Origin of the sequence: Calditerrivibrio sp. (assembly GCA_026415135.1) — a bacterium.
Classification (GTDB): Bacteria; Chrysiogenota; Deferribacteres; order Deferribacterales; family Calditerrivibrionaceae; genus Calditerrivibrio.
The window spans coordinates 12866-25007 of record JAOAHS010000040.1 but is presented as its reverse complement, the minus strand read 5'-3'; the positions used below and the strand labels follow the sequence as shown (position 1 = coordinate 25007).

9 protein-coding genes are annotated in these 12142 nt (G+C 34.9%); all 9 read left to right on the top strand.

Going from position 1 to position 12142, the window contains the following annotated elements:
• The first annotated feature begins 18 nt into the window (after positions 1 to 18).
• The 9 genes from N3C60_08030 (at position 19) to lpxK (ending at position 12125) form a co-directional block, all read left to right on the top strand.
• Complete coding sequence (locus N3C60_08030; GenBank protein MCX8084851.1) at positions 19 to 4338, top strand: tetratricopeptide repeat protein; 4320 nt, start codon at positions 19 to 21, stop codon at positions 4336 to 4338.
• Between the two features lie 10 nt (positions 4339 to 4348).
• Complete coding sequence (locus N3C60_08025) at positions 4349 to 4729, top strand: hypothetical protein (GenBank protein ID MCX8084850.1); 381 nt, start codon at positions 4349 to 4351, stop codon at positions 4727 to 4729.
• Positions 4730 to 4742: 13 nt separating this feature from the next.
• Positions 4743 to 6197 carry a leucyl aminopeptidase gene (locus N3C60_08020; protein ID MCX8084849.1) on the top strand — a complete coding sequence of 485 codons (1455 nt, stop codon included), beginning with the start codon at positions 4743 to 4745 and terminating at the stop codon, positions 6195 to 6197.
• 96 nt (positions 6198 to 6293) lie between these two features.
• A complete protein-coding gene (gene purS / locus N3C60_08015; GenBank protein ID MCX8084848.1) occupies positions 6294 to 6536 on the top strand; it encodes a phosphoribosylformylglycinamidine synthase subunit PurS in 243 nt (80 codons plus the stop codon).
• Positions 6536 to 7237, top strand: a complete 702-nt coding sequence (gene purQ, locus N3C60_08010; protein ID MCX8084847.1) for a phosphoribosylformylglycinamidine synthase subunit PurQ — start codon at positions 6536 to 6538, stop codon at positions 7235 to 7237. The genes purS and purQ overlap by 1 nt, the downstream gene beginning before the upstream one ends.
• Complete coding sequence (purL, locus tag N3C60_08005; protein ID MCX8084846.1) at positions 7234 to 9465, top strand: phosphoribosylformylglycinamidine synthase subunit PurL; 2232 nt, start codon at positions 7234 to 7236, stop codon at positions 9463 to 9465. Before purQ ends, purL begins: the two co-directional genes overlap by 4 nt.
• Before the next feature lie 3 nt (positions 9466 to 9468).
• Positions 9469 to 10851 carry an amidophosphoribosyltransferase gene (gene purF / locus N3C60_08000; GenBank protein MCX8084845.1) on the top strand — a complete coding sequence of 461 codons (1383 nt, stop codon included), beginning with the start codon at positions 9469 to 9471 and terminating at the stop codon, positions 10849 to 10851.
• A 119-nt stretch (positions 10852 to 10970) separates the two neighbouring features.
• Positions 10971 to 11210 (top strand): hypothetical protein, encoded by a 240-nt coding sequence (locus tag N3C60_07995; protein MCX8084844.1) that lies wholly within the window; start codon positions 10971 to 10973, stop codon positions 11208 to 11210.
• Positions 11211 to 11213: 3 nt separating this feature from the next.
• Positions 11214 to 12125 (top strand): tetraacyldisaccharide 4'-kinase, encoded by a 912-nt coding sequence (lpxK, locus tag N3C60_07990; GenBank protein MCX8084843.1) that lies wholly within the window; start codon positions 11214 to 11216, stop codon positions 12123 to 12125.
• Positions 12126 to 12142 lie beyond the last annotated feature (17 nt).

Sequence of the window (12142 nt, the reverse complement as noted above, 5' to 3'; positions counted from 1 at the left end):
TGTAAGGGAGTGTGGCATATGATACACGGGGTGTTAAAAAGGGTAGGTTATATCTTTATTTTACTACTGTTTATATATAAGGTGTCATATGCTACTAGTTTATTGAACACTATTAAAACATTAAAAGATACAGCAGTAGGCCTTTTTAATAAAGATAATGTTCCCAAAACAGTGGCTGTGTTACCTTTTGTTGGCGAGGGAACAGATGAGGATAAAAAAGAATTAAGAATAACATTTAACAATCATATTTCTTCTAAAAAATTTGAAAATATTAAATTGGATGAAATTGATGAAAAATTAGCTATTTTGGAAAAGGAAACAGGTAAAAAATGGTTTGATTTGGATAATGCTACGTTAGCTAAAAGGTTAGGGGTAGATGGCTTGTTTTATGCAGAGGTGATTTCAATAGAAAAGGTATATGCTGGTGTTTATGGAAGTTTGTCTATAAAAGTTAAAGCCAAATTAGTTGCAGGTGATACTGGGGAATTGATTTGGGAAAAGGAAGAGTCTGTGGCAGAAAGAAGTGGTGGTGTACCCCTTTCTCCATGGGGAGCTATATCTACAGCAATTTCTTCCGCATTGGTTTTGAGAGATTCAGTAAAGATATCCCTTATGGATAGATTATTTAGGGAGATGGCTAAAGGGATCCCAGAACCTAAGGTAGCAGTTGTTAGGAAGCCACCAGTTATCTTTTCTGTGATTACTAATGCTAAAGATAGCCCCTTCCGATTGAATTCTGAGATTTTAGTGGCCATGAAAGGTGAGCCAAATTGTATTGGCAGTTTTGAAATTCCTGATGTAGCTAAAAATATTCCTCTTACCGAGATAGAGCCTGGCAATTATGTGGGGAAGTATATTGTTAATCAAGGGGACAACGTTAAAAATAAATTGATGAAAGTTACTTTATTCAGCCCAAAGTCGAAGCTTGAAAACAATTTTACTGTTTTTCATCCCATCGAATTGGATTCTATCCCTCCATCTGAAGTTAAAAATTTAAAAGTTCATGGGCTAAAAGATAGAGTGCAGCTTAGTTGGAAGAAGTTGGAGGATGTAAAAGATTTTCTTATTATGAGAAGCGAAACAGGTGAGTTTGTGGAGATTGGGGTTACTCAAGTGCCAGAATTTTTCGATGATAACGCTACTGTTGGAAAAACATACTATTATAGGGTTTTTGCAAGAGATCTTGCTGGGAATTTAAGTCAACCTGCTGAAATAAAGTTTTATTATGTTAAAAAAGGACCAACAGAGGTCGCCAGTGAAATTAAAGAAAATCTTGTTCTTTATAAAGAGGGTAGCCCTTATAGGGTGGTTACTAATACGGTTGTTTCAAAAGGTGTAGAGGTTACTGCTGAACCCGGGGTTATAATAGAGTTATTTGATAATGTGACATTAACAGTTAATGGTAAAGTGAGACTTGCTGGAAGTATATCTGAAAAAGTAACCATCAAAGGTAAGGGTTATCATTTGATTGTTCAGGATGCTGGTGATGCTGCTATTTTAATTGAACATGCTATATTGGAGGGTGGGGAAACTTTACAGGTATCAAATAGTGGTGCAACATTTAAGAATGTTGAAATTAGGAATTATAATAAAGGGTTAAAGATAGTAAGAGGTGGCAAGGTAGATGCCTCGTCTCTGACTATAAAACAATCCCATATAGGGGCTGATATCCAAGATGGAAATTTGATAGGCACGTTCAGATTTGAGGGTAATGAGTTAGCAGTTAATTTTGTTAGTGGTGTTATAGATGAAAAAGGTATCACTTTTGGTAAAAATAATTTTTATATCAAAAGTAGTAATCCTTTACATCTTCGAGAGGTAAAATTCGACGATCATCTTTCTAAAAACCTTAGTGATATAATAAATGGATTTTCTTCTAATGTTGATGTGTTAACAATATTCCCTTTTAAAAAATCTTTGAATGGTTTAAAACATGATTATATAGACTCGCTAAAAATTGAACTTGTCAATGTTGCTATCAAAGATGATCAAAAAGCTATAAGGGATATCATAGGAAAGATCGAACGTGTAATTGATTTAAAGAATCTTACTCCTCTTGAATTTTTTGCTTACATATATAGTAAGTATGTTTCTTATGAAGCTGGTAGTGAATTGTTGAATAAAACTGATCTTAGATTTAGGGAGATAGTTAACAATAATCTAACTAAGGGCAAGAACGCACGTTTTATAATAAAAATCTCGGATATCAAGGCACCTTCTGTTGGATTGAGTGATAACGTCGAGCAGGTATTGGCTAAAAGAATGGAGCTTAAAGCTTTAAAAGAACTTGTTGATGATTTAGTTTTAGAGTTAGATAAAAATAAGCTTGCTGAGTTGGATAAAAAGATTTTTACAACGACTTCCAAGTATGTACCTTTTGTATATCCTGTAAGTAAGTTATCGACAGATATTTCAACTTCAGTATATTTTATTTATGCTCTTGATGAACAACAATTAAAAGATGATCTAAGATCTTTAGGATTTTTTGGTGAGGATAAAAAAGATACCAGAATTGCTTATATTACTTGTAATGTAAATTTTGTTTCTGATGAGGTAAGAAAGCTATTGAAGAAACATAAATTTGAAACAACTGATCTTAAATATGAAATATGTGATTTAGGTGTTTATTATGCAAAAGCAAAAGATAATATGGCAGATCTAATAATATTTCTAAAATCTGATGCAAAGCAACTGCCAAGCAAATTGGGTAGCACCCTTAATCTGTTCAGTGCTAATGTGGAGATACGGTTTTCTGATGTCTTTTTAGAGAGGGAATATGCTGTATTGACAGAAGGTGGAACAGCTTATCATATTAATGAGGAGGAGGGTAAGAAATCCGCATTGGTAGATGCTTTCAATAAAGTTAAAGATAAGGTCGAAAGGACTTTATTAGCCTATGAAAGAGATATGGCAAAAGATGATAAGCGATTAACTGTTAAATCAAACTATCTATCTGCAAAAAGTCAATCTCCCGTAACATTAGCTGTGTTGAAATCGTACAATGTCTTTGTAAATCAATATAAGTCATATTCTGAAAATCCTGTTATGGAAATTTCTTTGAAAAATAACACAGGAAAGCCATTGCATAACATAAAGTACTCATTATTTGTTAAAGGTTATATGGATTTTCCCACAGAAAATGTTTTAGAGTTACTGGATGTAAATAAGTCTATAGTATTAAAACTTAATGCCGTATTTAACAACAAGGTGTTAGAGTTAACTGAAAATTCAAAGTTTCAAGCGGAGATAAAAGTGAGTTATGTTTTGGATGGGAATCAAAATGAGATAAAAGCAGTTGGTGTCCTTAATATATTTGAGAAAAATGCTTTGATATGGGATGATAAGAAAAAACTTGCGACTTTCATTACACCTAGAGATCCAAATATTTTAGATATAAGTAGACTGATTGTTAATAACATCCCCAATCGATTTATTAATAACAATATTTCATTGGGTGTGGCTGTGTTCGAGTTTTTGAAAACCTATGGAATCAAGTATCAACAAGACCCTAATAGTCCTTATTCTGTTGTGTCAGGACATATAGATGCTATTGATTATGTACAGTATCCTTCTGATACCCTTAAGAGAAAAACAGGTGATTGTGATGATTTAGTAGCTCTTTTGAGTTCATTGCTTGAGAGCCTTGGTATTAAGACTGCTTTTGTTGATTTTCCTGGTCATATATTGCTTATGTTTGATAGTGGTATTCGCTCAACAGAGGTTTCGTATTTTGGTTTAAAAGGTGACGATTTTGTTGATATCGATGGGAGATTGTTTTTGCCTATTGAATCTACTCTTATAAACTCATCCTTTTATGATGCTTGGAGGCAAGGTTTGAACCTTTATAAAAAAAATTATAACAAAGGGTTGACTGTAACCCTTACAGAAAAGGGCTGGGAAATTTACAAACCTCCAACATTCGAGCTAGAAAAATTGAATCTGTCTTTACCGGTGAACTTTCAATCTAATTATAATATATCAATAAGTGAGTTGAAAAAGATCAGAGATACATTTGTCTTGGAGTATATAAAGAACCCTGATTATAAAGTGGAAAATCTATTGTATAGACTTTTCATTCAGGGGATGATAGATGATGCTATAACTGTAGCGGATATTATAATGAGAGCTGGTTATAAAACCCCTCAATTTTACAACGATACAGGTAACCTCTATTATTATAAGAAAAGATATAAGGAAGCAATAGATATGTATAAAAAGGCTTATGAGATGTCAAATAGTTATGTTTATATCTATAATATCATTTCAGCGTATGAAAAATTAATGGATAAAACAAGTGCAAGAACTTGGGAGCAAAAGTTACTTGAAATAAAAAAATGAGGTTTTCAATATGAAAGGTAAGGTGTTTTTTCTCTTTTTTTTCTTACTTATCTGTATGGTGTATACCTATGCTGATACTCAGCAGTTAATAGCTAAGTCTAAAACTAAAATAGAGAATTTGGAGAAGCTAAAAGGAGCAAGAGATAATACGAAAATTGCTGTAGCTGGAGTAAAAGCTGAAGAACAGGTAAGTAAGGATGAGCTATATTGGGCCGGTAAAGATGAGGTTGGTGATGAAGAGTTGGAGCTATTTAAATCAGCACTGAATTACCTTGAGAAAGGTGATATCGTTAATGGAAGAGAGGTGCTTAGTAATTTATTGACTAAATATCCAAAATCTGCTTTGGCTGAAGATAGTCTTGCTTTAATTAATGAATTGAAAAAAAAATAGGTGTGGAGAATCGATGATTGAAATTTCATTTGATGAAGGTGCTTTTTATAAAAATTATTTATTTTTTTTAGAAGTTGATAATAAATTTATAAAAGATGTTGATAATAACTTTAGTCTTCTTTTGAATGAAATCTGTACAAAAGATGAATTAAAGGATAAGGAGCCTAAGAAATACAGTTTTGTTTACAATGATAATCTCGTAAATGTGGTGATTATCCCTTTTAATAAAGGTAGTTTCTCATCACAAGATGCTCTAGAGATGGGGCATAAGGTTTTAAAGTTGATTGATAAAAAGGGTTATGATTCAATATATGTACATTATCTTGATAAAGAAGATATGGATAGTAGATCTTTTTACCAATTTTTAGAGGGGATCCTTTTTGCCTATTATTCTTTTGATCTGTATAAAACAGATATATGTAGTCGTACTGACCTAAAAATAGTTTTGAATAAGTCTTTTATGCAGTATTTAAGTTGCGATTTATTGCAAGAGTTAAAAAATATATTCATCTGCATATACAAAGTCAAAGACCTTATCAATATGCCTCCAAATGAACTTACACCGAATACTTTTTGTGAGATTGCAAAAGAGATATTACCTGATAATGTGTTTATAGAGGTATTTGGTGAAGAAGAGATTAAGTCATTAGGCATGAATTTGTTATATTATGTTGGTAAAGGGAGTGAAAACAAACCGCGCTTTCTTATCCTCAGGTATAAAGGGGGTAGAGCAGATAATTATGCTTTAGTGGGGAAAGGAGTAACTTTCGATTCTGGGGGAACAAACCTCAAACCAACAGGTAGCATAGAGAGTATGAAATCAGATATGGCTGGAGCTGCGACAGTTTTGGGGCTTGTTAATGCCATTGCTCAAAACAAGCTTCCTCTAAATGTAACTGGGTATATCCCATTGGTAGAGAATACTATTGGTGCTGAGGCCTATCGCCCTGGGGATATAATAAAATCATTTAATGGTAAAACAGTGGAGATTCTAAATACAGATGCTGAAGGTCGTTTGATACTTGCTGATGCTATTTCGTATGCTATAAAAGAAAAACCTAATTTGCTTATCGATTTAGCAACTCTTACTGGAGCATGTGTGACAGCTTTGGGGTCAGATATAGCTGGATGTTTTTGTAATGATGATAGGTTGTTCACAGAGTTAAGCCAGTTTTTTGATAAAAATGTGGAGTATATTGTTAGGCTACCCTTACATAAAAATTATAAGGAAAGAATAAAAAGTAAAAACGCTGATATACAGAATATATCCAAGAAAAGAACAGAAGCTGGAGCAATAATTGGAGCATTATTTTTGGATGAATTTATAGAAGGTGTACCTTGGGCTCATTTTGATATAGCTGGGACAGCATTTATGGACGATTGTCATAAAATTTATGGTGAAGGTGGTACTGGTTTTGGTTTGAGATCATTATATGAGTTTTTTAAGTGGAAAGCTTCTTGCGGGTAGTTTGTAGTTTATTTTAAAAGTTTTTCTTGATATGTAGAGAACTTTTTTGTAATATCGTTTCGTTCTAACTATCTAATACTTTTAGGAGATGGATTGATGAAAGCTATTGTTACTATTAAGCTAAAAGAGGTGGTTTTAGATCCACAGGGTCAGGCGGTACTTGGGTCTTTGTCCAAATTGGGTTATGATTTTGTAAATGATGTAAGGGTAGGTAAAATAATAGAAATAGAATTTGATAAAGTCAGAAAATATGAGGATAAGATAAAAGAATTAACAGAAAAGTTGTTGGTAAACCCTATAATAGAAGAATATACTATAAAATATGTGAGTGATAAATAATGAAAGCTGGGGTGGTAGTTTTTCCGGGCTCTAATTGTGATTATGATTGTTATTACGTTTTAAAAGATATTGTAGGTTTTGATACAGATTTTATTTGGCACAAGGATAAAAAAATAAAAAAGTATGATCTGGTAGTACTGCCGGGTGGTTTCTCGTTTGGTGATTATTTAAGATGTGGGGCGATTGCTAGTAAATCCCCTATTATGGATGCTGTAGTGGATTTTGCAGAGAAAGGTGGTTTTGTTATAGGTATATGCAACGGTTTTCAGATATTGACAGAAACAGGTTTGTTACCCGGAGCATTAATGAGAAATAAAAATCTAAAGTTTATATGTAGAAATGTAAGTATTTCTGTTGAACATATAAACACACCTTTTACTTACCTTTATACCGTTGGTGAGGTTTTAAAGATTCCAATAGCCCACATGGATGGAAACTACTATATAGACCAAAAAGGGCTCGAAGAACTTAAGGAGAACAATCAGATTATATTTAGATACTGTTCTGAATCAGGAGTTGTTGATGAGGAGTCAAATCCTAATGGTTCTGTTTATAATATTGCAGGTATTATAAACAAAAATGGCAATGTCTTGGGTATGATGCCCCATCCTGAAAGAGCTTCGGAAAGGGTGTTGGGGTCTGAAGATGGAATCCATATTTTTAGATCGATTAAAAAATTTCTGGAAAAGGGTGTAATATGAGTGTTTATGATAAATTTGGATTCCCAAAAGTAGATGTCAAAATAGCCCAGGAGATGGGGTTAAAACCAGAGGAATTTGAAATGGCTAAGAAACTTTTGGGTAGGACACCTAATTATATCGAATTGGGTATTATTTCAGCGATGTGGAGTGAGCATTGTAGTTATAAAAGTAGTAAAATACATCTTAAAAAGTTTCCAACGACTGCTCCATGGGTTGTTCAAGGGCCAGGTGAAAATGCAGGAATAATAGAGATAGATGGGGATATATGTGCATGTTTTAAAATAGAAAGCCATAATCACCCTTCTTATATAGAGCCTTATCAAGGGGCAGCTACAGGGGTTGGTGGTATTTTGAGGGATGTCTTTACTATGGGTGCAAGGCCTGTAGCAGCTATGAACTCATTGAGGTTTGGAAAATTGGATAACAACGAAACAAAACATATCTTTGAAGGGGTTGTGGCTGGGATTGCCGGGTATGGTAACTGTTTTGGTGTGCCTACGATCGGAGGGGAGGTGTTTTTTAATGAATGTTATCAAAAAAACCCTTTGGTCAATGCCTTTGCACTTGGTTTGGTGAAAAAAGATAAGATTTTTTATGCAAAAGCTGAAGGTGTTGGGAATATCATAATTTATGTTGGTGCGAAGACTGGTAGGGATGGTATTCATGGTGCTACGATGGCCAGTGAAGAATTCTCCTCAAATGATACTTCTAAGAGGCCTAATGTCCAAATTGGTGATCCTTTTAAAGAAAAATTGCTTTTAGAGGCTTGTTTAGAACTCATGCAGGAGGACTATGTAGTGGGTATTCAGGATATGGGGGCTGCGGGGCTAACCAGCTCATCCTTTGAGATGGCATCAAGGGCTGGTAGTGGGGTGAAGCTTCATCTTGATAAAGTTCCTGTTAGGGAAAAGAATATGAATCCCTATGAGATTATGTTGTCAGAATCCCAGGAGAGGATGCTTATTGTTGCTAAGAAGGGTTGTGAGAAAAAAATTAAAAAGATATTTGATAAATGGGATCTGGATGCTGAGGTGATTGGAGAAGTCACTGGGGATGGTTACGTACGTCTATATTGGGAAGGAGAAGAAGTGGCATGTTTAGAAGCGTCTCCTTTGTCGGATAAGGCTCCAGTTTATGATAGACCATATTCAAAACCAGCGTATATAGATGAGGTTAGAAAATTTGATATAAATGATATTCCTGAACCTAAGAATTATAACGATATTTTGATGAAGATGTTTGAAAGCCCCAATATCGCTTCAAAGGAATATGTCTACGAACAGTATGATCACATGGTACAAACAAATACAATAGTTTTACCAGGGTCTGATGCTGCAGTCATAAGAATAAAAGGTTCTGAAAGATGTATTGCTATGTCTTCTGACTGTAATGGAAGATACTGCTACTTAGATCCATTTATTGGTGGAGTTCAGGCTGTTGTGGAAGCTTGTAGGAATGTTGCTATGGGTGGTGGAAGGCCCCTTGCCATTACAGATTGTCTTAATTTTGGTAATCCAGAAAGGCCTGAAATAATGTGGCAGTTTGTAAATGCTGTCGAAGGTATGGCATCTGCATGCAAACGATTAAATGTGCCTGTGGTAAGTGGTAATGTAAGTCTTTACAATGAAACTGACGGAAAGGCTGTTTTTCCTACACCTACTGTTGTGGCTGTTGGTGTGGTTGATAAGCAGGAATATGTTATTACTTCTGAGTTTAAAAATTTAGGCAATGTTATATATCTCGTTGGTTCAAATAGGGGGGAGATAGGTGGTAGTGAGTATCTAAGTCATATCCATGGTCTTATAAAAGGTAAAGTGCCAGAGGTCGATTTGTACTATGAAAAAGATCTCATAGATTTTATGGTGGATGCTGCTAAACAGAAATTAATCCTTGCTGCCCACGATGTATCCGAAGGTGGTCTTGTGATTGCACTTACTGAGATGTCTTTTAAAAACGATATCGGTTTTGTTGTAAATTTAAAAGGTGATATGAGGGCTGATGCCTATCTTTTCAGCGAATCTCAGGGTATGGTGATCCTCGAAGTTGAGAAGATAAACTGTAAAAATGTTGAAAAGCTTTTAAGATCCTATAGTTTGCCATTTTCTAAGATTGGTGAAACTTCTGGAAGGAATATCATAGTAAATTATAACAAAAAGAATCTTATTAATATCCCCCTTGATATACCAAAATATATTTACAAAACTGTTATTAAAAAAGCGATGGGTTAGAGTATGCTTTGGGATAAATTTCGTGAAGAATGTGGTGTAGCTGGTGTTTATGGTGATAAAGACGCGGCTAATTTGGTATATTTGTCTTTGTACTCGCTCCAGCATCGGGGTCAGGAAGGCTCAGGCATCTGTTCTACTGATAGGCACTCTTTTTATATTCACAAATCCTTAGGTCTTGTAGCTGATATCTTTTCTAATAATGTTCTTAGAGAGCTCAAGGGTGATATTGCTATAGGTCACAACAGGTATTCCACTACAGGAGCAAACAATATTTCGAATACCCAGCCTATATTTGCTGAAATCAACAAAGGTAAAATAGCTTTGGTGCATAATGGGAATATCGTAAATGCTTCCCAGATAAAACAGGAGCTTGTTGAAAGTGGTTCTATTTTTATGTCCACTACTGATAGTGAGATAATCATCCATCTTCTTGCTAAAAATCAAAAACCTACACTCATTGAGGCGATCGTAGATGCCCTTTCCCTTTTAAAGGGGGCATACTCTTTAATCTTTATGACCGAACACTCATTAATCGGTGTTAGAGATCCTATGGGAGTAAGACCTCTTGTTCTTGGTAAAATAAGAAGTGGATATATGCTTGCCAGTGAAACGGTAGCTCTCGATCTTGTAGAAGCTGAGTTTATTAGAGAGATAGAGCCTGGAGAAATGGTCATTATCAACGATGATGGTATCAAAAGCTTCAAACCTTTTGAAAGCGTTGTGCCTCGACCATGTATTTTTGAATACATATATTTTGCAAGACCAGATTCTATGATATTTGGAAAGTATGTTTATGATGTGCGCAAGGAGTTTGGTAAGAGATTAGCTCTTGAAAATCCAGTAGAAGCCGATATTGTTATTCCTGTCCCTGATTCGGGCGTAGTTGCCACTTTGGGGTATTCTGAGTACAGTGGTTTGCCTTACGAACAGGGGTTGATTAGAAACCACTACGTTGGAAGAACATTTATAGAACCGTCCCAATCCATCAGACACTTTGGCGTCAAAATAAAATTAAATCCTGTTACTTCCATCATAAGAGGAAAAAGGGTTGTGGTGGTGGATGATTCCATAGTGAGGGGTACTACAAGTAGGAAAATTGTAAAGATGCTCAGGGAGGCTGGAGCAAAAGAGGTACATATGAGAATATCATCACCTCCAACCAAGTTCCCCTGTTTTTATGGTATAGATACACCTACAAGAAAAGAGTTAATTGCATCTACCCATACTATAGATGAGATTAGAAAATATATTACCGCGGACTCACTGGGTTATCTATCTATTCAAGGGATGTATGAGTGTGTGAAAAACCTACCCTTTTGTGATGCTTGTTTTACTGGCGATTACCCAACGTTGCATGGTGATGGTGAGACTATAAATAAAATGTGAGGTTATACATGGAAAAGATCTTGATCAAAATTTTTGGAACAAGTACAGATTTTGTGTCTGGCTGAGCACCTTCTTATTTCCCTTCAGGTTGTGGGGTAAAAGATGATCCTTACTTTGAAATGGCTAACAAGGTGGATGCTTTGCTAACAAACAAAATGGGACAAGAAGCCTTCGAACTTAAATATGTGGATATATCTACTCCGGAGGTTCTCGATTATATTGAAGATATAAACACAATTGTGGAAAATAGGTTACCTCTTCCTTATGTGGCTGTGGGGAAGACACCTGTTGCGTGGGGGCTGGAAGATGCAAATGAGATCTATCAGAGAATAGTTGAACACTTGGAGAAAAAGGTTTAGATATTGGCTAAAATCATTTCTATAGGTAATATAACCATGGGTGGCACTGGTAAAACACCCATGGTTATTAAGCTTGGTGCTTATTATATAGAAAAGGGTTTTAGGGTAGCGGTTTTATCGAGGGGATACAAGGGGAGGATAGGGTATGATTACAATGTGATATCAGATGGTGAACAGGTTAAGCTCTGTCCCCCTTTAGCAGCTGATGAACCTTATTTGATTGCAAGTAAACTCAAAAAGGCATACGTTGTAACCTGTAAAGATAGAGGTTTTGCAATCAAACATATCATTAGGGATGTAAATCCTGATATTATACTCCTTGATGATGCTTACCAAAGAAAAGATATAGATAAGGATGTTGATATCCTTTTGCTTGATTATGAAAATCCCATTTCGACTGGCTTACCTTTTCCTTTTGGATACCTTAGGGAATTGCCAAATGGTATAAAAAGGGCAGATATTGTAGTATTTACAAAATGTAAGGGTAGAAGGGGGGTTCCCAACAGGGTAAGTTGTTATGTGGTTGGTAAACCGATATATTTTTCTGATGTGGTTTTTTGTGGAATTTATCATGGGGATGAGTTGGTTAACTATTCATCTTTGAGTTTTGTCGCTTTTTCGGGGCTTGCCAATAACTTACAGTTTTATGATTTTTTGATAAAAAATGGGGTAAATATTGCTGCATTTAGAGGTTTCAGTGATCATCATATTTATAGTGTTAAGGATTATGAGAAGTTACAGATTGTACAAAACAGGTTTAATGCAGATTTTTTTTTAACAACAGAAAAAGATTATGTAAAATTACCCTGTGAGATGAGAAAAAAAAGTATGTATGTGAAGATAGAAACAAAGATCGATGGGGAGGATAATTTTTTTAGTACAATAGAAAGTTTTATGAAATCAAACTCCACTTGATAAATCCCACTTTTGGT

Excerpts from the sequence above, each read along its gene's own strand:
- purS (MCX8084848.1), top strand. The coding sequence starts at position 6,294 with ATGAAAGCTATTGTTACTATTAAGCTAAAAGAGGTGGTTTTAGATCCA.
- N3C60_08020 (MCX8084849.1), top strand. The coding sequence starts at position 4,743 with ATGATTGAAATTTCATTTGATGAAGGTGCTTTTTATAAAAATTATTTA.
- purL (MCX8084846.1), top strand. The coding sequence starts at position 7,234 with ATGAGTGTTTATGATAAATTTGGATTCCCAAAAGTAGATGTCAAAATA.
- purQ (MCX8084847.1), top strand. The coding sequence starts at position 6,536 with ATGAAAGCTGGGGTGGTAGTTTTTCCGGGCTCTAATTGTGATTATGAT.
- N3C60_08025 (MCX8084850.1), top strand. The coding sequence starts at position 4,349 with ATGAAAGGTAAGGTGTTTTTTCTCTTTTTTTTCTTACTTATCTGTATG.
- N3C60_07995 (MCX8084844.1), top strand. The coding sequence starts at position 10,971 with ATGGCTAACAAGGTGGATGCTTTGCTAACAAACAAAATGGGACAAGAA.
- N3C60_08030 (MCX8084851.1), top strand. The coding sequence starts at position 19 with ATGATACACGGGGTGTTAAAAAGGGTAGGTTATATCTTTATTTTACTA.
- purF (MCX8084845.1), top strand. The coding sequence starts at position 9,469 with ATGCTTTGGGATAAATTTCGTGAAGAATGTGGTGTAGCTGGTGTTTAT.